General features: G+C 64.7%; 22 protein-coding genes and 1 other RNA gene. 9 read left to right on the plus strand and 14 right to left on the minus strand.

Going from position 1 to position 21,542, the window contains the following annotated elements; translation table 11 throughout:
• The first annotated feature begins 91 nt into the window (after positions 1-91).
• The gene (locus BMX85_RS08070) at positions 92-658 is read left to right on the plus strand and encodes a cysteine hydrolase family protein (RefSeq protein ID WP_090315616.1); all 567 of its coding nucleotides are present in this window, start codon (positions 92-94) and stop codon (positions 656-658) included.
• Positions 658-1,386, plus strand: coding sequence for a metallophosphoesterase family protein (locus BMX85_RS08075; protein ID WP_090317575.1), 729 nt, complete (start codon positions 658-660; stop codon positions 1,384-1,386). Before BMX85_RS08070 ends, BMX85_RS08075 begins: the two co-directional genes overlap by 1 nt.
• A 53-nt stretch (positions 1,387-1,439) precedes the next feature.
• Here the strand turns inward: BMX85_RS08075 and BMX85_RS08080 are convergent, their stop codons facing one another.
• From BMX85_RS08080 to BMX85_RS08095, 4 genes are all read right to left on the minus strand, one after another.
• A complete protein-coding gene (locus BMX85_RS08080) occupies positions 1,440-2,027 on the minus strand; it encodes a flavin reductase family protein (RefSeq protein WP_090315618.1) in 588 nt (195 codons plus the stop codon).
• An 81-nt stretch (positions 2,028-2,108) separates the two neighbouring features.
• The gene (locus BMX85_RS08085) at positions 2,109-3,668 is read right to left on the minus strand and encodes a 2Fe-2S iron-sulfur cluster-binding protein (protein WP_090315619.1); all 1,560 of its coding nucleotides are present in this window, start codon (positions 3,666-3,668) and stop codon (positions 2,109-2,111) included.
• 23 nt (positions 3,669-3,691) lie between these two features.
• The gene (locus BMX85_RS08090; protein ID WP_090315620.1) at positions 3,692-4,663 is read right to left on the minus strand and encodes an alpha/beta fold hydrolase; all 972 of its coding nucleotides are present in this window, start codon (positions 4,661-4,663) and stop codon (positions 3,692-3,694) included.
• Between the two features lie 34 nt (positions 4,664-4,697).
• Positions 4,698-5,243, minus strand: coding sequence for a carboxymuconolactone decarboxylase family protein (locus BMX85_RS08095; RefSeq protein WP_090315622.1), 546 nt, complete (start codon positions 5,241-5,243; stop codon positions 4,698-4,700).
• A 133-nt stretch (positions 5,244-5,376) separates the two neighbouring features.
• On the opposite strand from BMX85_RS08095, the gene BMX85_RS08100 reads away from it, so the two are divergent.
• Positions 5,377-6,258 carry a LysR family transcriptional regulator gene (locus BMX85_RS08100; protein WP_307172928.1) on the plus strand — a complete coding sequence of 294 codons (882 nt, stop codon included), beginning with the start codon at positions 5,377-5,379 and terminating at the stop codon, positions 6,256-6,258.
• A gap of 124 nt (positions 6,259-6,382) precedes the next feature.
• Here the strand turns inward: BMX85_RS08100 and BMX85_RS08105 are convergent, their stop codons facing one another.
• A complete protein-coding gene (locus tag BMX85_RS08105) occupies positions 6,383-9,346 on the minus strand; it encodes a sensor histidine kinase (protein ID WP_090315627.1) in 2,964 nt (987 codons plus the stop codon).
• A 229-nt stretch (positions 9,347-9,575) separates the two neighbouring features.
• On the opposite strand from BMX85_RS08105, the gene BMX85_RS08110 reads away from it, so the two are divergent.
• Positions 9,576-10,370: an alpha/beta fold hydrolase gene (locus BMX85_RS08110; protein ID WP_090317578.1), complete on the plus strand. Its 795-nt coding sequence runs from the start codon at positions 9,576-9,578 to the stop codon at positions 10,368-10,370.
• Positions 10,371-10,420: 50 nt separating this feature from the next.
• Here BMX85_RS08110 and BMX85_RS08115 read toward each other — a convergent pair whose 3' ends face one another.
• From BMX85_RS08115 to BMX85_RS30430, 3 genes are all read right to left on the minus strand, one after another.
• Complete coding sequence (locus BMX85_RS08115; RefSeq protein ID WP_090317582.1) at positions 10,421-11,182, minus strand: tyrosine-type recombinase/integrase; 762 nt, start codon at positions 11,180-11,182, stop codon at positions 10,421-10,423.
• A 290-nt stretch (positions 11,183-11,472) separates the two neighbouring features.
• Positions 11,473-11,833: a transfer-messenger RNA gene (ssrA, locus tag BMX85_RS08120) on the minus strand.
• 551 nt (positions 11,834-12,384) lie between these two features.
• Positions 12,385-12,537: a hypothetical protein gene (locus tag BMX85_RS30430; RefSeq protein WP_177196694.1), complete on the minus strand. Its 153-nt coding sequence runs from the start codon at positions 12,535-12,537 to the stop codon at positions 12,385-12,387.
• Between BMX85_RS30430 and BMX85_RS08125 the strand changes: the two genes are divergently transcribed.
• The 3 genes from BMX85_RS08125 to BMX85_RS08135 are packed head-to-tail and all read left to right on the plus strand — an operon-like array spanning position 12,536 to position 13,836.
• Positions 12,536-13,180: a TetR/AcrR family transcriptional regulator gene (locus BMX85_RS08125; RefSeq protein WP_090315629.1), complete on the plus strand. Its 645-nt coding sequence runs from the start codon at positions 12,536-12,538 to the stop codon at positions 13,178-13,180. The two genes, BMX85_RS30430 and BMX85_RS08125, sit on opposite strands and share 2 nt — an antisense overlap.
• 24 nt (positions 13,181-13,204) lie before the next feature.
• Entirely contained in the window at positions 13,205-13,504 is a 300-nt protein-coding gene (locus BMX85_RS08130) for an antibiotic biosynthesis monooxygenase family protein (RefSeq protein ID WP_090315631.1), read from the plus strand.
• A gap of 29 nt (positions 13,505-13,533) precedes the next feature.
• Complete coding sequence (locus BMX85_RS08135; RefSeq protein WP_090315632.1) at positions 13,534-13,836, plus strand: hypothetical protein; 303 nt, start codon at positions 13,534-13,536, stop codon at positions 13,834-13,836.
• 41 nt (positions 13,837-13,877) lie between these two features.
• On the opposite strand, the gene pncB is transcribed toward BMX85_RS08135, so the two are convergent.
• From pncB to BMX85_RS08150, 3 genes are all read right to left on the minus strand, one after another.
• A complete protein-coding gene (gene pncB / locus BMX85_RS08140; RefSeq protein WP_090315634.1) occupies positions 13,878-15,071 on the minus strand; it encodes a nicotinate phosphoribosyltransferase in 1,194 nt (397 codons plus the stop codon).
• A 78-nt stretch (positions 15,072-15,149) separates the two neighbouring features.
• Positions 15,150-16,019: a cysteine hydrolase family protein gene (locus tag BMX85_RS08145; protein ID WP_090315635.1), complete on the minus strand. Its 870-nt coding sequence runs from the start codon at positions 16,017-16,019 to the stop codon at positions 15,150-15,152.
• Positions 16,020-16,111: 92 nt separating this feature from the next.
• Positions 16,112-16,723, minus strand: a complete 612-nt coding sequence (locus BMX85_RS08150) for an FMN-dependent NADH-azoreductase (protein WP_090315636.1) — start codon at positions 16,721-16,723, stop codon at positions 16,112-16,114.
• Between the two features lie 128 nt (positions 16,724-16,851).
• Here BMX85_RS08150 and BMX85_RS08155 point away from each other — a divergent pair, with 128 nt between their 5' ends.
• Positions 16,852-17,922, plus strand: a complete 1,071-nt coding sequence (locus BMX85_RS08155) for a LysR family transcriptional regulator (protein ID WP_229210347.1) — start codon at positions 16,852-16,854, stop codon at positions 17,920-17,922.
• On the opposite strand, the gene BMX85_RS08160 is transcribed toward BMX85_RS08155, so the two are convergent.
• The 3 genes from BMX85_RS08160 to BMX85_RS08170 form a co-directional block, all read right to left on the minus strand.
• Complete coding sequence (locus tag BMX85_RS08160; RefSeq protein WP_229210348.1) at positions 17,900-18,232, minus strand: chaperone modulator CbpM; 333 nt, start codon at positions 18,230-18,232, stop codon at positions 17,900-17,902. The genes BMX85_RS08155 and BMX85_RS08160 overlap by 23 nt on opposite strands.
• A 3-nt stretch (positions 18,233-18,235) precedes the next feature.
• Entirely contained in the window at positions 18,236-19,201 is a 966-nt protein-coding gene (locus tag BMX85_RS08165; protein WP_090315639.1) for a DnaJ C-terminal domain-containing protein, read from the minus strand.
• A gap of 83 nt (positions 19,202-19,284) precedes the next feature.
• Positions 19,285-19,932 (minus strand): beta/gamma crystallin family protein, encoded by a 648-nt coding sequence (locus BMX85_RS08170; protein ID WP_090315641.1) that lies wholly within the window; start codon positions 19,930-19,932, stop codon positions 19,285-19,287.
• Between the two features lie 178 nt (positions 19,933-20,110).
• Between BMX85_RS08170 and BMX85_RS08175 the strand changes: the two genes are divergently transcribed.
• Positions 20,111-21,496 (plus strand): MATE family efflux transporter, encoded by a 1,386-nt coding sequence (locus BMX85_RS08175; protein ID WP_090315643.1) that lies wholly within the window; start codon positions 20,111-20,113, stop codon positions 21,494-21,496.
• The last annotated feature ends 46 nt before the right edge of the window (positions 21,497-21,542 follow it).

Consider the following 21,542-nt stretch of genomic DNA (forward strand, 5'->3'; position numbering starts at 1 on the left):
CGGGTTGGGATAGCGAGATTCTACTCTTTCTGGATATCGTGATGATGCCCGAGCTACAATCGATTGCCATCCACCGGACCGGAACATCATTATGCAAGTACGTACAGCGGCGCTGATCATTATCGATATGCAAAAAGGCATGGCCGATCCGGCCGCCGGCGACCGCAACAATCCCGATGCGGAACGGAACATCGCCGCCCTGCTGAGCGCGTGGCGGGCCGCCGGCGCCACAGTGGTCCATGTGCGCCACATATCGCGAACGGTGGGCTCGCTGTTCTGGCCGGGCCAGGCCGGGGTGGAGTTTCAGGAACGCTTGGCGCCGTCGCCGGACGCTTACGTCATCGAGAAGAATGTGCCCGACGCCTTCATCAACACCGGGCTGGAGCGGTGGCTGCGCGTGCGCGGCATCGGTGAGCTGGTCCTCGTCGGCGTCAGCACCAACAACTCGGTCGAAGCCAGCGCCAGGACGGCGGGCAACCTGGGCTTTGCGACCCACGTCGTTGCCGATGCGTGTTTCGCTTTCGCCAAGGTCGACTACGCCGGCACGCCACGCAGCGCAGACGATGTGCACGCGATGGCTCTGTCCAACCTGGACGGTGAATACGCGGCCATCGTGCATACCCGGGACCTGCTCGACGCGTTTGAAAAGGCCGCATGATGCGCATCGCCCTCGTCTCCGATATCCATGGCAATTTGCTGGCGCTTGAAGCGGTCGCCGCGGACATCGCGCGGCGCGGCGTGGATATGGTCGTCAACATCGGCGACAGCTTGTCCGGGCCGCTGCTGCCGTTGGAGACGGCGCAGTTTTTGATGGCGCAGGATTGGCTCCATCTGGCGGGCAACCATGAGCGCCAGATTTTGACGCTGCACGCGGGTTCGGGCGCGAGCGATACCTATGCCCATTCGCAGCTGACGGCAAAGGAGCTGGATTGGATCGCGGGCCTGCTGCCGGTAAGGCGGATCACACCTGACGTGCTGGCATGCCATGGCACGCCAACAAGTGATGTGACCGGCTTGCTGCAGACCGTCGACGCGGCGGCCACGCCGGCGGAGATCGAAGCACGGCTGGGCCATATCGATGCCGGACTGATTGTTTGCGGCCACACGCATGTGGCGCGCAGCGTTCGCACCGCGCGCGGACAGTTGATCGTCAATCCGGGCAGCGTGGGCCAGCCGGCGTATGCGGACGACCATCCCTACCCGCATGTGATTGAATCCGGATCGCCGGATGCCCGCTATGGCATCGTCGAGCTTATCGATGGGCAGTGGCGGTCGAACTTGCTGACCGTTCCATATCGTCACGCCGAAATGGCGGCGCTGGCGCGCTCGCGTGGACGGCGCGACTGGGAATGCGCGCTGTCGACGGGCCATATGCCGCGCGCATAGGGCGGGACCGTCGGTGGCGCCGCATGTCAGTCACCGAGTAAGTAAAAAGCCGGCTATGTCGGCTTGCCGGTATCCGCAAGCGCCGATTCCCCGATGGCATAGAACTGGCCGCCGGCGATGTAGTGCAGACTGCGCAAGCTCGGATCGGCTTTGTCGAACTCCCAGTGCCCGTTGCGGAACACGCGGTCGTCGGCCCAGGCTTCCACCACTTCGCCGATGAACAAGTCGTAGGTTTGCTGGATGTGCGGCTCGGGGATCACTTTGCAGATCAACCAGGCCGAGCAGCCTGAGACCAGCGGCGTCGCCTGTCCGTCGACGCGAAACAACTCGATCCCGCATTTCTGCAGCTTGTCCGGCGCGTCGGCCAGGCTGAGATTGCCAACGTCATAGGTCAGCTGGACTTGGCCCACGTTGGGCACCTGCAGCGCGAAATAGCCGCTGCCCTCCACCAGCGCGCGCGTGCTGGTTGCCTTGTCCAACACCAGCGTCACCTTGGGCGGCGAGAAATCCAGCGCGCACGACCACGCCGCCGCCATGACGTTGTCGACGCCGTCGTGCGAGGCCGACACCAGCACCGTCGGACCGTGATTGAGCAGGCGATATGCCTTTTCCAGCTCCACCGCCACCATATGTTCGTTCATTTCTACTCCCGCTATTACTCAGCAGGAGATTATGCCTCGGATCGGATATTTTCACCCGGCCGCCCAGTGCGCACACGCTGCTTAAAGGTCGAGTTCGAGCGTGTCGCCGCTGGCGCGCGAGACGCAAATGCACATGTGGTCGGCGCGCTCTTCGTCGCTGAGCGCGTTGTCGCGGTGCTCCGGCGTGCCGGCCAGTACCTTGACGCGGCAGGTGCCGCAGTTGCCTATCCGACAGGAGGATGGCGCGTCGATGCCGGCCGCCTCCACCGCCTCGAGAATGCTGGCGCTGGCCGGCACTTCGATCACCTTGCGGCTGCGCTTCAAGGTCACGACGACGGGCCGGTTGACGGCGCCCGCGTCGGCGGCGAAGCGTTCGATCAGCACGCGCACGCCCAGGCGCTTGCCGGTTTCGGTCACCGCGTCGAGCAGCCGCGCCGGACCGCAAGCGACGGTGACGCCCTCGCCCGCCATGACCGTGTCGAGCGGCAGGCGCCGGCCTTCGTCGGCGGCGTACACGACCAGGCGCTGCCCCAGTTCGCGTTCGAGCTGATCTAGGAACGGCGCTTCCCGGCGCGAGCGCACGGCATAGTGCAGCACGAAGTCGCGGTGCGCGGCGACCAGCGTGTGGGCCATGGCCTTGATCGGCGTGATGCCGATGCCGCCGGCGATCAGCGCCACCGGGCCGTCGGCCGGCAAGGCGAAATCGTTGCGCGGCAGCGAGCAGCGCAACAGCAGGCCGAGGTGGTATTCCTCATGCACGCTGGCCGAGCCGCCCTTGCCCTCCTCCTCGCGCAGCACGGCGATCTCGTAGACGCCGGGCCGGGCCGGATCGGAAGCGATCGAATAGCTGCGCGTGGCGGCGCTGCCATCGGCCAGCAGGACCGGCACGTCGATGTGCGCGCCGGCCTCGACCGCAGGCAAGCCGCCGCCGTCGGCACCTTTCAATTCGTAAGCACGCACCCGTGGCGTCAGCTGGCGCACGCCGCCGACCACCAGCGCCAGCGGGCCGTCGCCCAGTTCCGTCAACGGCTTTTTGGCGGCGCTCGCGGCCAGTTGCTCCTTGAGACGCTTGACCTGCGCGTACAGCGGCGCCGTCATGGTGTTGATCTCGCCCTCGGTAAAGCGCGGCGTGATGTGCTGCGGGCAGTTCCAGTCGTAGCCTTCAACCGTGATCACGAAAGCGCGTTCGATGCGCGCCGCATAACCGGGCGTGCGCAGCCGTTCGATCAGCTCGGCGTCGTCGGCGGCCTCCACCAGCCGCACGCGGCCGATGAGCTTGAGCCGCATCTGGTTGGCGTAGTCCATGACGATGATCGAGATGCGGTCGTCCTTGTGCAGGTTGCCCACGCTGAGGTATTGCACGTTGCCGCGAAAATCGGCGAAGGCCACGGTCTTCGGATCGATCACTTTCAGGAAGCCGGCCGGGCCGCCCCGATGTTGCACATACGGCCAGCCCGTCTCGCTCACCGTGGCCTGGTAGAAATGGTCGGCCTGGGCGACGAACTCGGTCTCCATGCGTCCCAGGCGGTCGGCCCGGTTGGTCATCACGTCGAAGCCCTCGTACTGCTCGCGGCTGCCCATGCGTTCCTGCATGGCGCGCACGCTCGGGGTGAAGGTGATGTCGGAAAATGCGCGGCCCATGATGGCTCCTGATAAGGTGAGGTTTAACGTTTGACGTTGCGGCCGAGGAAGTCGCGCATCAGCTTGGCGATCTTGTCGCCCTCTTCTTCGAGCGCGAAGTGGCCGGTGTCAAGCAGGTGCAGCTCGGCTTTCGGCAGGTCGCGCAGGTAGGGCGTGGCGCCCGCCGCCGGGAAGATCTTGTCGCCCTTGCCCCAAACGAGCAGCATCGGCGGCTGGTGCTTGCGGAAATACGCCTGCCACTCGGGATAGCGCGGCGGATTGGTGCCGTAGCTGTAGAACATTTCGATCTGCACGTCCTTGTTGCCGGGACGGTCCAGATAGGCCTGGTCGAGCATCCACGCGTCCGGGCTGACGTTGGCGTCCGGATTGCGGAAGCCTTCGGTGTACTGCCACTTGGTGCCGCCGATCTCCAGCAGCGGACGCAGCTTGGCGGCCTTGGCTTCGGTTTTGTCTTTCCAGTATTCCTTGACCGGTTGCCAGAACTCGTTGTCCAGGCCCTCGTCATAGGCGTTACCGTTTTGCACAACAATCGCGGTAACCCGTTCCGGGTGGGCGGCGGCCAGGCGGTAGCCGATGGGCGCGCCGTAGTCCTGTACGTAGAGCGCGTATTTCGTCAGGCCGAGCTGGCTGGTTAATTTATCGATCACCTTGGCCTGGTTGTCGAAGCTGTAGGTGAACTTGTCCATCGGCGGCTGGTCGCTCTGGCCGTAGCCCGGATAGTCCGGCGCGATCACATGGTAGCGGTCGGCCAGTTTGGGAATCAGGTTGCGAAACATCTGCGACGAGGTCGGGAAACCGTGCAGCAGCAACAGCGTCGGCGCGTTTTTCGGGCCGGCTTCGCGGTAAAACACTTTGACGCCATCGATGCTGGCCGTGTGGTAGGTCACGGCGGTCGAGGCGGCCGGGGTTACGGGCGCGGCGCTGGCGGCGGCGGTAACGGCAACGAAGCCGGCGGCGACGGCCAGGCGGGCCCAGGTGGAAGAGGATGAATTCATGGCGATGCTCCTAGAGGTGGGTTCGGTGCCGGGATCAGGCGGCCAGTTTCAGGTCGACCTGCGGGAAGTCGATCTCGACTTTGCTGGCCTTGCCGAGGATGTTGGTCAGGAAGTTCATGCCGACGTGGGTAATGATTTCCACGATGTCGGAATCGGTAAAGCCGGCGCTGCGCAACTGGGCGATCTCAATAGCGCTCACATCGCCCTTCTTCTCCATCAGGCTACTGGCGAACTGGACGGCGAGGGCCGCCTGCGCGTCTTCGCTGGTGCCGTGGCGGGCGGCGTTGATTTCATCGCCGGTCAGTCCGCTCTTGCGGCCGATCGCGGTGTGCGCCGAGACGCAGTACTCGCAGCCGTTTATCTGGGCCAGCGCCAGCGCGATGCGTTCGCGGGTTTGATGGTCCAGGCTGCCAGCGCCGGCCACGCCGTACAAGCCCAGGAAGGCGCGCAGGGCGACCGGCGAGTTGGCGAAGACTTTGAGGAAGTTCGGCACCATGCCGAGTTGGGCCTGGATGGTGTCGAGCAGGGCTTGTTGTTCGGCGTTGGCGTTGCTGTTGTCGATGATCGTGATGCGGCTCATGGTGTTCCCCTTGAATGGTTGACGAAGTGTTATCCAGCGCTTACAGTTTGAGTCTTTTCCGGAATAATTAGAATCCGGACAAACTGCAATGGACCATTCCTGAAAGCGGAATAATATGGATCGGCTCTACACCATGTCGATATTCCTGGCCGTGGTCGATGAAGGCGGCTTCGCGCCGGCCGCGCGCAAGCTGCGGATCTCGCCGCCGGTGGTGACGCGGGCGGTGACGGAGCTGGAGGAAACGATGGGCGTGCGTCTGTTGACCAGGACCACGCGCATGGTGCGCGTGACCGACGTGGGGGCGCGCTACGCGGCCGACTGCCGGCGCATCCTGGCCGACGTGTCCGAATCCGAGCAGGCGGCGACCGGCACCCACGCCGAGCCGCGCGGCAAGCTGGTGATCACGGCATCGGTGCTGTTCGGCGCGATGTATGTGACGCCGGTGGTGACCGAGTATCTGCGCCGCTACCCGGAGACCGAGGTGGAATGCCGCTTTGTCGACCGCGTGGTCAACATGATGGATGAGGGGGTGGACGTGGCGATCCGCATCGGCCAGCTGCCCGATTCGAGCTATCAGGCGGTGCGGGTGGGCCAGGTGCGGCAGGTGGTATGCGCGTCGCCGGCTTACCTTGAGGCGCGCGGCCTGCCGCTGACGCCGGAGGATCTATTCGGACACGACATTGTGCTGGCCAGCGCCCTCACCGCCTCGCCCGATTGGCGCTTCGAGTCGGAGCGCCAGCCGCTGGTGGTGAGGTTGAAGCCGCGCCTGGCCAGTACCAGCAACGACGCCGCCATCGCGGCAGTTGTGCGTGGCTTTGGCTTGACGCGGGTAATCTCCTACATGGTGGCGCCGCACCTCGCCGCCGGGCGGCTCAAGACGGTGCTGACGCAGTACGAGTCGGCGCCGGCGCCGGTTAGCGTCGTGCACCATGAGGGTAGGCGCTCGACGACCAAGGTGCGGGCTTTCATCGATCTGGCGGTGTCGTTGCTGCGGGCCGAAGGCGCCTTCAACTGAGGTTGGATTCGCGCGCATGAGCTCATAACGGGAAGCTTAACCTCAATGTCAGGATGCGGGACCGCCGGCCTGTACCTGCTTCCGCATGGACGAGTTCAGCCAGCAACAGTCGGGCGCCGCGCCCTCATTCATATGCTTGCCGGGACGTTAGCATCAGCGTGACGCGGGTCCCCGCGCCGGCGGTGCTGTCCAGCGTCAGCTTGCCGCCCACGCGCTGGGCGCGCTCGCGCATGCCTTCCAGTCCCCAGTGGCCGGGACGCTTGCCGTCCCTGAGCACGGTCGCATCAATGCCCGCACCGTCATCGGCCACCGTCAAGCGGAAGTGCTTCGAAGAATATGCCAACTCTGCCTGCACGGCGGCGCCCCCGGAGTGTCGCGCCGCGTTCGAAAGCGCCTCCTTACCAATAGCCAGCGCCTCTGCGCTTGCCGCCGCCCTTAGCGCGCGAGGCCGTCCCGACACCGTCAATGCGAAAGCCATGCCGTCCGCGGCCAGGGCAGTCCATGCGGCGCGCAGCGCTGGTTCCAGCAATGCGGCGGAAGTCGCCGCGACCGCGCGCAACTCCATGACCTCGTCGCGGCCCTCGTCGATTACCGCCTGCGCCGCGTCCAGGGCGGTGTCGATTTGCTGCTGTGCCGGGGCGTCGTACGGCAGCAGCCGCTTGATCGAATCGAAACGCAAAATCAGCGCCTGCACGCTTTGCAGCAGAGTGTCGTGCAAGGTGCGCGCAATGCGCTCGCGTTCGCTTACTCGCTCGCGCAGGCGGTCGGCGATCCGGGCCGTCACTTGCGCCAGTCGCGCCAGATACAGGAGATACAGCGCGGCAAGGCAAGCTGCCGCGCAGGCAAGCTTGAACCATACTGTCTGTGTCGGCGCCGGGGCGATACTGAACGACAGCGACGCCGGCGCCACGCTCCAGATGCCATCCTCGTTGGCGGCACTCACCTCGAACCGATAGTCGCCCGGGCCGAGGTTGGTATAAAACGCCTGACGCCGGCCTCCGGCCTCGCGCCAGGAACCTTCAAGGCCGAGCAGCCGATAGCGGAAGCGTACCCGCTCCGGTATCGACAGCGCGGCGGCGGTGAAGTCAATTTGCAGATTGTCGGTATGCTTGGGCAGACTGACACCGTCGCGTGGGACGTATGCTTTGCCGTCGGTCTTAAGCGCCGCAACGCGTGGCGTCGGCGCCAGCGAATTGCGGAAGATGCGGGTCGGGTCGATCCAGCCCACGGCTACGCTGGTGGCATACCATATCCGGCCGTCGGGCGCTTCGCTCAGACTGTTGAGCGGACGAATCGTGCTCGGCTGCCCTTGATACCCGTCCAGGTAGTCGAACCGCTCCAACGCCACCGCGCGCGCGTCGGCGCGCAGCGCATCTGCCAGCGCGGCCGTGCCGATGCGTGCCAACCCGTCGGCGCCGTGCAGCCACAACTCGCCCGCTCCGGACTGGACCAGGCCCGTGATGCCGTATAGCGGAACGCCGTCGGCTGCGCCGAGCGCCACGAAACGTTGGCCGCGCAAATAGGCCAGGCCACGGTCGCCGCCTATCCACAGACGACCGCCGCGACTCGACATCGACAGCACATTGCCGACATCGATTCCATCGGCGGCGCCGAAGCGCCGTACCGTGCCGCCCTCGAGCACGGCCATGGCGTTGCCCGGATAGCCGAACCAGATCCGGCCCCGCTCATCCACATGCATCGTGATCGCCGTCGCAGCCAGCTCTGGATAGCCGCCGCCGGGCGTCCAGACGCCATCGGCTAGCGTGCCGACACCGTAGGTTGCCACCGAAACCCACAGCTTCCCATCGGCGCCCAGCGCCAACGCCTGCACTTCCTTACTCGCCAGCGCGGGCGGCAACGGCAGACGCCGCATACGGCCTTGCTGCTGTCGCCAGATCGTTCCCGGCGTTGCCAGCCAGACCGCGCCGTCGCGGTCGCGCAAGGTGGCAGTGACGTTGTGCAGCGTGGTGGCGGCGCGCCGCCCGTCGGCGCCAATGGTAAAACTGTTATCGTTGAAGTTGCCGGTGGTAGGGGTGTTGCCGATCCACACCGTGCCGTCGCCGCCAGCCACCACGTTGAGCGCACCCATCATGCGCGGCGGCATTTCAATGCTGTTCAGGCGCGCTACGCGTATCCTGTCGACGCCTTCCTCCGTGACGAACCAGAGATTGCCTTCCCGGTCGCTCAAATCGGTGTACGCCATCTTCCCGGTGAACTGGTGCGGCGCAGCGAAGGTGCGCAGTGGCCGCAGGTCCGGCCCAAGCAACTGCATCCCTTGGCCAGTCCCGATCCAGATCGCGCCACGGGCGTCAAGCGTGACGCTAAGCGGCACAATCAAGTCGGCCGGCCAGTTGAGCGGCGTGACGGCACCGCTGTCGGGATCGTACAGCCACATCTTATGCTGGGCGCTCACCATGAGCACCTTGCCATCGGCGCGCAGTCTGCCCATCTCGGTCGCCTGCGGCGCCACCAGGCGGAAACGCCGGGTACCAGCAATGCTGCGGTAGACGCCTTTGGCATGGTGGGCCAGCAAGGTGCCATCGGGCAAGGCGGTGCAATGGAAGAGAAATCCGGGCGGCAGCCCCGCTGCCTCCTCGACCTTGTTCCAGCGCTCGCCCTGCGTCCAGAAAAGGCCACCGGCCGTGGCCAGCCAGACGGTACCGTCGGCGGTACGGCTGAATTGGTGTGCGGTACGCCCCGGCAGCCCCTGGGCCACGCCGTAATGGCGCACGGTGCCACGTTCAAACACGCTGGCGCCGCCGAAACCGTAGCCAACCCACAAGGCATCGCCGAACGCTGCCACGCTACTGGTGGTCGGCGACAGCAGCTTGTTACCATCAATGACATCGGTACGTTCGAAGCGCGCGCCGTCGAAATGATACAAGCCGGTCGAGGAAGTGAACCACAGCATGCCGGAACGGTCCTGCGCTATGCCCGACCCCACCGAGGGCGCCCCATCCTGCTTGGTCCAGCCCCTGTGATACAGGTTGGACTGCCAATCGGATGTCTGCCCGGCTGCGGCTAGCGCCGGCGGCAACACCGCCGGAGTGCTCACCAAAAGCAACAGCGCTAACAACCCTGCCTTCATGCCAATCCATTCTTTTGCGGCGCGGCCGCTTGCGTTTTGCGGTCGAAACTGCGACCGAATTATAAAAGGGTAGGAGATAGTACTGCTTACTGGGGGGGAGCGGGCCTATCAGAAGGCTGGGTGCGCCGATACATATAAATAACCATACATTTCGCTGTTAGCATGAGTTTTTTGGCGCCGACCTCGCATGCAAAACGCCGCAACCGCCACCTTGTTCAACGGAGTTCACATGAAAAAAGCCATCACCTCCAGCCTGGCCGCTGCAGCCGTGCTAAGCGCCGCCCTGGCCGCACCAAGCTACGCCGCCATTGCCGCCGCCAAGCCAACCGTCATTCTGGTGCACGGCGCTTTCGCCGATTCGTCGAGCTGGGACGGCGTGATCGCCAAGCTGCAAAAGGATGGCTACAACGTCATCGGCGCGGCCAACCCGCTGCGCAGCGTCAAGACCGATGCCGACTATGTGGCCGGGATCGTCAAGAGTGTCGACGGTCCGGTGATTCTGGTCGGCCACTCCTACGGCGGTTCCGTCATCAGCGCCGCCGTCCAGGGCAACGCCAACGTGAAGGCGCTGGTGTATGTGGCAGCGTTCGCGCCCGAGAGTGGCGAGTCGGCGGTGGGGCTGTCGGGCAAGTTCCCGGGCAGCACGCTTGGTCCGACCTTGGCGCCGCCAGTGGCGCTGCCGGGCGGTGGCAAGGATTTGTACATCCAGCTCGCGAAGTTCCACGACCAGTTTGCCGCTGACGTGGCGCCGCTCAAGGCGCAACAGATGGCGGCAGGCCAGCGGCCGGTGACGGACGCGGCCCTCAATGAAGCCTCGCCCGCGCCTGCCTGGAAGACGCTGCCGTCCTGGTTCATCTACGGCAAGGCCGATAAAAACATTCCCGCCGCAGCGCAAGACTTCATGGCCAAGCGCGCCAACGCGAAGAAGACCGTCGTCATCGACGGCGCTTCGCACGTTGTCATGACCTCGCATCCGACCGAGGTGGCAAAGCTGATCGAAGAAGCTGCGGCCAGCCTGCGCTGAGCTCCGCTGCGCCCGCGCCACCGAAGACGCGTGCCAACGGTCGGCGCTGGTCAAGACCGAGACTTGGCTGTACGGAGCTCACCTGGCCGAACAAAAACAAGCGGGGCCAAACGTAAGGCGCAGGAGACGATTAGCGAACCTTCATACCCATCCAATGCGCCCAACAAGTTGGCTACCTTGCCGGGTTCAGTCACGGCGGAGAAATGCGCAACCCGGACCGGGGGAAGTGCTCCTCGCAGATCGCCCGTGGGGTCGCGCAGCGCGCGGCCTGTAGCAACGGCATAGCGGAATACCTGACCGCAGTTTGCTAGCGCCCTATGGGCCGTTTCAAGCGCTCCGCGCCGCTCGATTCGGCGAGCGGCAGCAAGCACTTCGGGAGCGGATATCTCAGCGATTGCCTTTTTGCCGATCCACGGAAATACGTCGCGCTCAAGTCTGCGGATAATACGATCGCCGTGGTGCTCCGCCCAAGTGGGCGCGTACTCTGCGTGCCACTCGCGCGCCACCGCCTCGAAACTGTTGGCGGCCTGTGCTTGCCTCAGCATTTTTTGCGTTTGGCGATGCAGGCCCCGATCGATAAAGTGGGTCAGCAGCTTACGGGCCTCATCCCGTCTATCCCTGGCGTCCCTCAATCCGATATCCGGATAAACGCCAAGCGAAAGCAATTTTTCCTTATCGTCAAAGCGATACTTCAAGCGCCACCATTTGCCGCCGGTCGGGGTGACGATAAGGAACAACCCGCGCTCGTCGTACAGCTTGTATGGCTTTTCGGTTGGCCTGGCGGACTTGATCTTCACATCCGTAAGCGGCATGGGTGTCCCCACCTGACGCATTGGAGTGCTCCTTGCAACCAATAGTTCCCTTTCACGCTTGATGCACATCACGTCGGTCGAGATCGCTTCCCGTGAAAGGCGCAGCTGCGCGGCGACCGGGGTAATTGGGGTACCTCCAGACCACCGGCGGCCATTACCCCAAGCCCCTACCCCATATTCCCGCCGGATGTTGGAGGACCTACCCGGCCGTTCCCGGACGGCCGCTCATAGTAAAAAACCCGCTCGGAGGCGGGTTTTTGTACAGCTTGAGGCTGCTTGAAACAAATAGGTGGTGGAGACGGCGGGAATCGAACCCGCGTCCGCAAGCACTCTACAGACAGTTCTACATACTTAGCACTATCATTTAATTTAACCTGTACAGCACGGATGTGCACGTTCTGGACAAGCGATTCACCTTAGATTTAGCGCGGATTGAAGTGACCCCTCACAGCGCGAGTCCCTGTAAATGACTCCACAGCTTTTAACGGCCCACCCCAGGGACGAGGTGTTGTGGAGCTAACAGCAATTAAGCTGCCAGTGCGTACGAGTTATCGTTTGCAGTTAAGTTTTTTCAGGTTGTATTTACGAGGTAGCCCGCCCTCGGTATGCCCTGCGCTGCTTTGCAACCCACGTCGAAACCAGGTCGTCCCCACAGACCTCCATTCTAGCGCACTTTGCGCCGCGACGCATACCACATTCCGAACCCGGTCAAACGCCTGTCACATTGGCCCGATATGATGGCTTCAGTTCTCACACAGAACGACCAATTAGCGCCTCCCGGAGGCGGCTACTACCGGCGCCGGCGGTCGGGAAATATACCGGCACCAATTTCCTTCAGTTACAGCATGTGCGCGGCGCGGGCGAACAGCCCGCTGTCGTGAGGCTAGCGACAACTACCCCTGCGGCCATAGGCTTCCCAGCGGGACGCATCAATCCGCTCCTGCGATTGCCGATGTGATTCTGCGATCCGCGCGTCGGTTTCCCTACGGCATTCCTCAATCCGCTCCGTTGTCTCTCGGGGCAGTTGATTGTTATGCAGCGCAGATTTCCGTCTCAGCATTTCCAGTTCGGTTTCCATTTCAGCAATCCTTCATGACGCCTGTCCAATGTCAACACAACCTTCGCAACGGAGCGCTAATCAAGGTGCCGGGTTGAATGTCCCACCACCCTGTGCCGCCCTTCCGTTATTCCTTTGATCACGCTCAATCTCGCGCCAAACCAAAGTGTTGCATTGCAGCACAAAAGGCGGTTACTTCCATATCAGAAGTAACATTTTCGAACACTTTTTCAATTTCGCGCGCGAGCGCTGCATTAGAATGGGGTGTACCAAAACTACTCTTCAGATGCCTTTTCATGCCTAACGCCGCCACAATCGACTCCCCCAGCCCGAAAAAACGCGGGCGTCCCCTGAAAGGGGAAAGCGGTGGACTGCGTGCGGAACTGATCGAGAAATCGGCCGAATTGTTTCGCACCAAAGGTTACGAGAACACCACCGTGCGCGATATTGCCGCCGCCGCCGGCATCCAGGCAGGCAGCTGGTTCTATCACTTCAAGACCAAACACGACATCCTGGCCGCCATCATGGAGCAAGGCATGGAGCGCTCGCTGGCCGAGATCGAGGCCATCGGCAACCAACAGCTGCCGCCGTGCGAGATCCTGCGCCAGCTGGTCGAAGCCCATCTGCATACCTTGCTGGCGCCCGACCACCACTACATCGCCGTGCTGCTGTACGAATGGCGCTCGCTCGACGAGCCGTCGCGCTCGCGCGTGGTGGCGTTGAAGGACCGCTACGAGGCCGTCTGGGACCGCGCCATCGCCGAGCTGCACCTGTCCGGCGACTGGGCGATGCCGTCGTCGTTCGACCGCCTGCTGATCTTCGGCGCGCTCAACTGGACCGTGCAGTGGTACAAACCGGGCAGCGGCGCCGACGTCAACGAGCTGGCCCGCCAGGCGATGCGCTTCATCCTGCGCACGCCCGCCGCAGTTGAGGCACAATAGGGGCATACTTTCAAAAGGATGCCCATGATTTACGAGATCGCCGAGCTGTATATCAAGCCGGACGCCCACGACGCCTTCCAGGCGGGCGTGGCCGAAGCGGTGCCCCTGTTCAAGGCGGCCACCGGTTGCCTGTCGATGCGCCTCGACCGCGACATCGAAACGCCCGACACCTACCATCTGGTGATCGGCTGGCAAACCCTCGAAAACCATACCGTCGATTTCCGCGGCAGTCCGGCGTTCCAGTCGTGGCGCGGACTGGTCGGCAGCTACTTCGCTACACCACCCAAGGTGGAGCATTTCGAAACCGTGGTGGCCGGCTTCTAAGCCGCCCCGGTTCAATCAAGGAGGTCGTCATGACACGCACAATACACCGCAATTTCGAACAGGTGACCGACGCCGAAAGCGCCCGCAGCGCCTTGCTGGCCCAGGGTTTTCCTCCGTCCACCGTCAAGCTCACCAAACATACGCCGCTGCCGCCGACGGTGGCTTCCAGCACGGTCGGTAACATCCTCGACGCGCTGACGCCGGGCGGTCCGGCCGCCGCCGCCCACGCGCGCGAACGCCACGGCGCCATGCTGTCGGTCGATATCTACGACGAGGAAGAAGGCGGCAAGGCCGATTCCATCATGAGCGGCTTCAACGCGCGCCAGGCGTAATACGCGGCATCACTTGCCAGCCCTGGCAAAGGGCTGGCGCCTCAAGCGGCGGGATGGTGGAACACCTGCCGCAAATAAGCCAAAAAGGTCTCGTCCTTGCACACCGTTTTGCCGGGCGAGTCCGACAGCTTGGCCACCGACTGGCCGTTGCAATTGACCAGCTTCATGACGATGTTCAACGGCTTCAGGCCGACGTCGTTGGTCAGGTGCGTGCCGATGCCGAAACCGATCATGATGCGGTCGGCGAAGTGGCGGTACAGTTCGAACGCCTTCTCCAGATTCAGCCCATCCGAGAACACCAGCCGCTTGGTCTTGGCGTCGATGCGCAGCGCGGCGTAGTGCGCCAGCGCCTTCTCCCCCCACACCACCGGATCGCCCGAATCGTGGCGCAGCCCGTCGAACAGCTTGGCGAAGTACAGGTCGAAGTCGTCGAGGAAGGCATCCATGCCCACCACGTCGGTCAGCGCGACACCGAGGTCGCCCCGGTATTCCTGCACCCACGCCTCCAGCGAGGCTTTCTGGAAGTCGCGCAGCCGCACGCCGAAGGCCTGGAACGATTGCATGTATTCGTGCGCCATCGTGCCGATCGGCACCAGGCCGAACTTCATCGCCTGGTAGACGTTGGAGGTGCCCTTGAAGTACTCGGGCACCTCGCGCGACAGGCGCTGCACCACTTCGTCGTGCCAGGCGCCGGAAAAGCGCCGGCGCGTGCCGAAGTCGGAGAACTCAAACGGATTGCGGCGCGCCGGCTCGGCGCCGAAGGCCTTGAGCGCGGCGATCTTGGCGCTGAGGCGCGCGCGGCCCTCGGCCAGCGCGGCCTCCTGGTCGAAGCGGCGGAAATACAGTTCGTTGACGATGTAGAGCACGTAGATCTCGAAGCCCATCACGTGCACCTGCGGCCCGGTCGCGCGGATCGCCAAGGTGTCGCCGTCGACGCGCACGTCGATGAATTTGCGCTGGAAGCGGAACACCGTCAGGAAGTCGACGAAGTCGCTTTTGATGTAACGCAGCGAGCGCAGGAAGTTCAGTTCCTCGTCCGAGAACCCCATCGAGCACAGATGATCGAGTTCACGCTCGACCGCCTCATGCAGCTCGGCCAACGGGTAGTCCGGCGTGTTGCGGCAGACGAATTCGTATTCGGTGTGCGAGTTCGGATGGCCATGCAGCAGCGCTTGCCACATGGTGAATTTATATAGATCCGTCTCCAACAGGCTGCGGACGATAGGCTGACTCATGAACTCTCCAGATTGCATATTGCCATGATCTTACGCGATGCGGGACGGATGGGTCCGCGCCCCTGCCGGATAGCGCCTTCAGCGGGCGGCGTTGACTAGCAGTTCGGGCAGCACGTCGCCCGCCTGCATCAGCTGCACGCCGCGCGACCGCATCGTCGCGAGGAAGCCCTGGTACTGCGCCTCGAAGCCGGTGACGGGACTCATGCAGTCGGTGATCAGTACCAGCTTGGACGCGCCCTGGTCGCCGAAATGGTCGACGATGTGCTCGACCGTCGCCTTGACGCAGTGGCTGCCGGCCTCCCCCGCCACATAGATCTGGTCGGCCTCGGCCAAGGTGTTGACGAACTTGGTGTTGAACTGGGTGTCCGGGTCGTCGGCGTAAGGCACCTCGGCCATGACGGCGGAGTAGTGCTCGGTCCACGGGTTGGAGCCCTTGGCCAGCTTGGCGACGATGCCGAGCGAGGCTTCCTCCCACGCGGCGTAGGCGGCGCGCACGTCGTCATGGACGTTGTTGCCCCAGCTGCCGATTTCGCAGTGCACCGGCCACACCATCAACCGGTAGCGGCCGGCGGCCTCCAGCTTGTCGAGATAGTTCAGCGCCAGCGGCAGGCCGGCGGGATGGCGCGGCAGGTATTTTTCGGCGCGCACGTCGGCCGCAGTGATCTGCGTAAACGGCGCCACCGGCGCGCCGTCGCGGGCGATCCAGAACGTCGGGTGGGCGATGTCGAAGCGGTGGTGCGAATCGAGCGTGATGCTGATGGCGGTCAGGCCCGAGCGTCCACGGTTGATCAGGCCGGCCAGGCGCCGCATGTCCTGATGCGCGCCGGGCACCGGCAGCGCCGGCGCGCGCGGCTGGCGCGTGGCCGGGTCCAGCGGCAGGTAGCCGGCCGGCAGATCGCAAAAGTCGTTCTGCGGATCGATGATCAGCAGGTGCAGGTGTCGTTTCATGTGACGCTCCGTGACGGGATGCCTTCCATGATACGCAGCAAAGAACAAGCCCCGCAAGCGGGGCTTCGTTCGGTGGCGATACTGTTGCGTGTTTATACCAGGATGGCGTTGATGTCGGCGCGGCCCTTGGCGATCGCGTTGGCCACCGCTTCCCCGCCCATCGATACGCCTTCGGCGACGATAAAGGTGATGTCGGTCATGCCCAGGAAGCCCAGCGCCGCGCGCAGGTAGGTCGTCAGGTGGTCGTAGGCGGCCGCCGGGCCCTGGCTGTACACGCCGCCGCTGGCGATGAAGACATAGACTTTTTTACCGGTCACCAGGCCGCTCGGGCCATTGGCGCCATAGCTGAAGGTGCGGCCGACGCGGGCGACGTGGTCGATCCAGGCCTTCAGGCCGGAGGTGACCGAGAAGTTGTACATCGGCGCGCCGATGACGATGGTGTCGGCCGCCAGCAGCTCGTCGACCAGGGTGTCGGACAGCTTGAGCGTGTGGGCCTGGTCGGCGTTGCGCTGGTCCGGCGGGGTGAAGTAGGCGCCGATCAGCTGTTCGGTCAGGTGCGGCAGCGGCGCGGCGGCCAGGTCGCGGGTGACGATGACGTCGGAAGGGTTGGCTTCTTTCCATTTCGCGATGAATTCACCGCCGAGCTGGCGTGAAAGCGAACCGGTGTGACGAACGCTGCTATCGATGTGGAGTACGGTTGCCATGATGTGCTTCCTTTAAGTGGTAGGGTTGCACGCATCATAGAACGGTATTACTATCGATGAAATACACTAAATTTAAATCTTACTGATCGATTTTATCGATATCTAAATTTCAACCACAGGCAACCATCATGCGCGACCCCGGCCTCCCCTCCCTCGACCAGCTGCGCGTTTTCATCGCCGTCATCGACCATGGCGGCTTCGCGCACGCGGCGCGGGCGCTGCACCGCACGCAGTCCGTCATCAGCTACACCATCGCCAACCTGGAGGAGCAGCTCAACATCGAACTGCTCGACCGCAGCAAGCGCAAGCCGGTGCTGACCGAGGCCGGCAAGGCGCTCCTGGCCGACGCCCGCGCCGTCTCGCTCAAGGTCGACGGCATGCGCGCGCGCGCCAAGGCGCTCTCGGCCGGGCTGGAGGCGGAGGTGTCGCTGGTGGTCGACGTGATGTATTCGACCTGCAAGCTGGTGCGCATTTTGCACGGCTTCCAGAAGGAGTTTCCGACCGTGTCGATGCGGCTGCGCACCGAGGCGCTAGGCGCGGTCACGCAACTGGTGATGGACCGCACCTGCCACATCGGCCTGAGCGCGTGGATGCCCGGCTCGGCGGACACCATCGAGCGGCAGAGCTGCGGCGTGGTGACGATGGTGCCGGTGGTGTCGCCCACCCATCCGCTGGCCCAGATCAAGGGCAAGATCCCCAACGAGGTGCTGCGCGAGCACACGCAGCTGGTGCTGACCGACCGCAGCACCTTGACCAAGGGCCAGGATTTCGGCGTGGTGGCGCTGCGCGACTGGCGCCTGGGCGACCTGAGCTCCAAGCACGCGCTGCTGCGCAGCGGCATCGGCTGGGGCAACATGCCGGTGGAGTTCATCCAGTGGGACCTGGACGCGGGACGGCTGGTGCAGCTCGAGGTCGCCGAGGGGCCGTCGTTCAGCGCGCCGCTGTATGTGATACGGCGCGGCGACGAGGAGCCTGGCCCGGCCACGCGCTGGGTCATGCAGCAGTTTCTCGACATGGACCGGCGCATCGCCGAGGAATACGGCGGCAAGTTACAGCCGACGACGGCGGCAGGGGAACACCTGCCGATCCACATGCCCTTCCATCAGCGCTCGACCGCGCAGCCGTCCGTGGCCACGCCGCCGATCACCGCGACGCCGCTCAAACAGGCGCCCGCGGCTACTTCACGCCGGCCGCGCTGAGCTTGCGGCGCAGGCGGCAGATCTCCTCCGACAGGTCGACCACCAGCGCGGCGACGTCGTCGTTGGCCTCGAAGTCGCGCTCGATCTGGCACAGGCGGCGCGCCCGCACCAGGTCGGCGCTGGTGAAGCGCCAGCTGACGCAATCCTCCGAGTCGCACTCCATCAGGATGCCGGTGCGCACCCGCTGCACCACCCAGTCGCGCTCGACCGCGCAGGCGCGCGCCAGCTCCTCGAGCGTCAGCGCGCTCTCATCGATCAACACGGCGGTGATCGGCGACTGCCCCGCCGCTGCTTCCATTGCCTGTCCCATCGCTCATCCTCCCGCGCGCGGATTGAACGCCATCTCGCGCGCCATCGTTTGATACAGTTCGCGTGCCTTGTCGGTGTTGGCCGGCGGTAGCACCACTTCCAATAACAGGTATAAGTCGCCGGCTTCCTTGCCGGGAATGCCGCGTCCGCGCAGGCGCAGCTTGCGGCCGCTTTGCGAGCCGGCCGGCACCGACACGGTCACCTTGCCCGACGGCGTGGCCACCTCGATCTCGGCGCCCAGCGCCAGCTCCCACGGCGCCACCGGCACCGTCTCGAAGACGTCGCGGCCGTCGACGCGGTAGCGCGCATCGGGCCGGAACTGGATTTCCAGATACAAATCCCCCGGCCCGCCGTCGCCGCGCTGGCCCTGGCCGGACAGGCGCAACTGCTGGCCGGCCGTCACGCCCTTGGGGATGTTGACGCTGAGGGTGCGCTCGCGCGTGACGATGCGGTCGGCGGCGTCGCGCTCGGCCACCATCATGCTGACGTTGCGCGTGGCGCCCTGATAGGTGTCGACCAGGTCGATGGTGATGGTGGCGTGGCTGTCGTCGCCGCGCTGCGGCTCGTAGGCGTACTGCTGGCGCCGGCGTCCGCCCAGGTTGGCGAACAGGTCGGCGAAGAAGTCGCTCGAATCGGTGTCGCCGAAGCCGCCGCCCGCAGGCGCGCCGCCGCCGGCGCCCGGATTGCCGGTGCCGCCGCCGAAGCCGCGTCCCCAGTCCGGCGGCGGACGGAATTCCTGGCCGGCGCGGAACTGGCGGCCGCGTCCCAGATCGTCGTAGGCGGCGCGTTTTTCGGCGTCGCCCAGCACGCCGTAGGCCTCGTTGAGTTCCTGGGTTTTCTTTTGCGCGTCGGCTTCCTTGCTGACGTCCGGATGGTATTTGCGGACCAGCTTGCGGTAAGCCTTCTTGATCTCGTCTTCCGAGGCGGTTTTCGACACGCCCAGGGTCTGGTAATAGTCCTTGTATTCCACGTTGCGCGCTCCGTCCGGTTGCTTGTTGCGTTACCCGTAGTCTACCCGCAAACCGGGTTGGAGCGCGCCTCCCAGAAGAGCCGTCAGCGGACCCGGCGCACCGACGAGATGCGGTCGCCCATGTCGCGCAGGTTGTCGTAGCGGCCCGGCGACAGCACCACGCATTTGCCGCGGAAGTCGGCGTCGTCGCACAGCTGCCAGCTGCCTTCGCGGATGATCACAGAGCCGGCCTGGTCGTTGAAATCGAGGCGATCGAGCTTACGGGTATCATCACGCAACTCGAGCTCGGCGCCGTTGAAACGCGACTGCGAATACAGCACGATCGGCGCCCCGCCGCGGCCACCGCCGCCGTTTTCGCCGCGCCGGCCATGGCCGCGGTCGCCACGGTCGCCGCGGTCGCCATCGCCGCCCACTTCGCGCAGCGATGACAGCACATCGTTAAAACCTTCCAGCTTGCGGTACTCGCCAGGTCCGAGGACGATGCAATGGCCGTCGAAATTGGCGTTCTCGCACAGCTGCCAGCGGCCCGAGCGCACCCGCACGCTCGATGCGCGGTCGTTGAAGCCTTCGGAGGACAGGTCGGGAACCTGGTCGCGCACGGTGACGGCCGGGCCGCCGAAATTGTCGTGGGTATAGAGCGTCACTTCGCCGGCATGCGCGGCGGCGGCGAAGACGGCGGGAGCGGCCAGCGCCAGGGCGGCGTTCAGCAAGCGGGGCAGGAATTTTTTCATGTTTTTAGCCTGAATGGTGGTTGGGCGACGTCCGGGGTGGACCTCTTCTGCACATAACGCGCATGGTATAAGTTTCGCATACGCAGCAGTCGAACTAAATTGCAACCAAATGCAATCGTGCGCCCGCTGCCGGTAAAATGGCGGGCCCTGCCACATCAGCCTGCCGCCGCGCCCTCTCATGCCCCACTCTTTCACCCTGTCGTCGATCCGTACCGAAGCCGCCGCGTTGTGGCGCCTGTCCTGGCCCATGCTGATCGGCCAGCTGGCCACCGTCGGCATGGGCGTGGCCGACGTCGCCATGACCGGCCACACCAGCGCCGACGAACTGGCGGCCGTGTCGCTGGGCGCGTCGATCTGGTCGATCATCCTGGTCACCGTCAGCGGCGTCATGATGGCCATCAACAGCATCGTCGCGCACGACGTCGGCGCGGCCGACCTGCGCAAGATCCCGCACACGGTGCGGCAATCGTTGTGGAAGGCGCTCGGCGTCGGCTTGGTCGCGGCGGCGCTGGTCAACGTCGCCACGCTGCTGTTCTCGCATTTGTACCTGACGCCGCACGTGCAGCGCCAGGCCGAGCTGTTCGTCCATGTCATCAGCATCGGCCTGCTGCCGTTCGCCGCCTACCGCGCGTTGTACGGCTACAGCACCAGCATCAACCAGACCTTGCCGGTGATGCTGATCGCCATCATGGGACTGTGCATCAACGTCTTCGTCAACTGGCTGCTGGTGTTCGGCAACTGGGGCTTGCCGGCGCTGGGCGGCGTCGGCTGCGCCGTCTCGACCGCGCTGTGCATGTGGATGATGCTGTTCGCCATGCTGGCGTGGATACGCTACGCCCCGGCCTACCGCGCCACCTACCCGTTCACGCACTGGGAATGGCCGCATTGGCCGGAGATCGGCACGATGCTGCGGCTCGGCGTGCCGATCGGCATCAGCTACTTCGCCGAGGTCAGCGCGTTCGGCGCGGTCAGCCTGCTGGTGGCGCGCTACGGCGTGGTGCAAATCTCGGCGCACCAGATCGCGCTCAATTTCACGTCGCTGGTGTTCATGGTGCCGCTCAGCTTTGGCATCGCGCTGATCACCCGCGTCGGCCAGTCGCTGGGCGAAGGCAATCCGCTCAAGGCGCGCTTCGTGGCCTGGGTCGGCGTGTGGATGTCGCTGGCGTTCGCCGTGTTGTCGGCCGCCTTCATCGTGGTGTTCCGCCACCAGATCGCGCAGGCCTACACGTCCGATCCGGCGGTGCGCGAACTGTGCGCGCACCTGCTGCTGTTCGCCGCGCTGTTCCAGCTGTCCGACTCGACGCAGGTGGCGGCCGCCTGCGCGCTGCGCGGCTACAAGGTGTCGCGCCAGCCGATGCAGATCCAGCTGCTGGCGTTCTGGGGTTTCGCGCTGCCGCTCGGATGCTGGCTGGGCCTGGCGCCGCAATGGATGCCGTGGTCGCCGGCTGCGCCGATGGCCGCGTCCGGCTTCTGGATCGGGCTGGTGGTGGGGCTGACGGTGGCCGCCGTGCTGCTGAGCTGGTCGCTGCGCAACCTGTCGCTGGCGCGCCTGCGCGGCGCCTGAAACAAAACGATACACGCGCGCCGAAGGAAAGACGGTTTTGCGGGAT

It is taken from the genome of Duganella sp. CF517 (assembly GCF_900110275.1).
Taxonomy (GTDB): domain Bacteria; phylum Pseudomonadota; class Gammaproteobacteria; order Burkholderiales; family Burkholderiaceae_D; genus Rugamonas.

Excerpts from the sequence above, each read along its gene's own strand:
- BMX85_RS08070 (WP_090315616.1), top strand. The coding sequence starts at position 92 with ATGCAAGTACGTACAGCGGCGCTGATCATTATCGATATGCAAAAAGGC.
- BMX85_RS08075 (WP_090317575.1), top strand. The coding sequence starts at position 658 with ATGCGCATCGCCCTCGTCTCCGATATCCATGGCAATTTGCTGGCGCTT.
- BMX85_RS08080 (WP_090315618.1), bottom strand. The coding sequence starts at position 2,027 with ATGAACGAACATATGGTGGCGGTGGAGCTGGAAAAGGCATATCGCCTG.
- BMX85_RS08085 (WP_090315619.1), bottom strand. The coding sequence starts at position 3,668 with ATGGGCCGCGCATTTTCCGACATCACCTTCACCCCGAGCGTGCGCGCC.
- BMX85_RS08090 (WP_090315620.1), bottom strand. The coding sequence starts at position 4,663 with ATGAATTCATCCTCTTCCACCTGGGCCCGCCTGGCCGTCGCCGCCGGC.
- BMX85_RS08095 (WP_090315622.1), bottom strand. The coding sequence starts at position 5,243 with ATGAGCCGCATCACGATCATCGACAACAGCAACGCCAACGCCGAACAA.
- BMX85_RS08100 (WP_307172928.1), top strand. The coding sequence starts at position 5,377 with ATGTCGATATTCCTGGCCGTGGTCGATGAAGGCGGCTTCGCGCCGGCC.
- BMX85_RS08105 (WP_090315627.1), bottom strand. The coding sequence starts at position 9,346 with ATGAAGGCAGGGTTGTTAGCGCTGTTGCTTTTGGTGAGCACTCCGGCG.
- BMX85_RS08110 (WP_090317578.1), top strand. The coding sequence starts at position 9,576 with ATGAAAAAAGCCATCACCTCCAGCCTGGCCGCTGCAGCCGTGCTAAGC.
- BMX85_RS08115 (WP_090317582.1), bottom strand. The coding sequence starts at position 11,182 with ATGCCGCTTACGGATGTGAAGATCAAGTCCGCCAGGCCAACCGAAAAG.
- BMX85_RS08125 (WP_090315629.1), top strand. The coding sequence starts at position 12,536 with ATGCCTAACGCCGCCACAATCGACTCCCCCAGCCCGAAAAAACGCGGG.
- BMX85_RS30430 (WP_177196694.1), bottom strand. The coding sequence starts at position 12,537 with ATGAAAAGGCATCTGAAGAGTAGTTTTGGTACACCCCATTCTAATGCA.
- BMX85_RS08130 (WP_090315631.1), top strand. The coding sequence starts at position 13,205 with ATGATTTACGAGATCGCCGAGCTGTATATCAAGCCGGACGCCCACGAC.
- BMX85_RS08135 (WP_090315632.1), top strand. The coding sequence starts at position 13,534 with ATGACACGCACAATACACCGCAATTTCGAACAGGTGACCGACGCCGAA.
- pncB (WP_090315634.1), bottom strand. The coding sequence starts at position 15,071 with ATGAGTCAGCCTATCGTCCGCAGCCTGTTGGAGACGGATCTATATAAA.
- BMX85_RS08145 (WP_090315635.1), bottom strand. The coding sequence starts at position 16,019 with ATGAAACGACACCTGCACCTGCTGATCATCGATCCGCAGAACGACTTT.
- BMX85_RS08150 (WP_090315636.1), bottom strand. The coding sequence starts at position 16,723 with ATGGCAACCGTACTCCACATCGATAGCAGCGTTCGTCACACCGGTTCG.
- BMX85_RS08155 (WP_229210347.1), top strand. The coding sequence starts at position 16,852 with ATGCGCGACCCCGGCCTCCCCTCCCTCGACCAGCTGCGCGTTTTCATC.
- BMX85_RS08160 (WP_229210348.1), bottom strand. The coding sequence starts at position 18,232 with ATGGGACAGGCAATGGAAGCAGCGGCGGGGCAGTCGCCGATCACCGCC.
- BMX85_RS08170 (WP_090315641.1), bottom strand. The coding sequence starts at position 19,932 with ATGAAAAAATTCCTGCCCCGCTTGCTGAACGCCGCCCTGGCGCTGGCC.
- BMX85_RS08175 (WP_090315643.1), top strand. The coding sequence starts at position 20,111 with ATGCCCCACTCTTTCACCCTGTCGTCGATCCGTACCGAAGCCGCCGCG.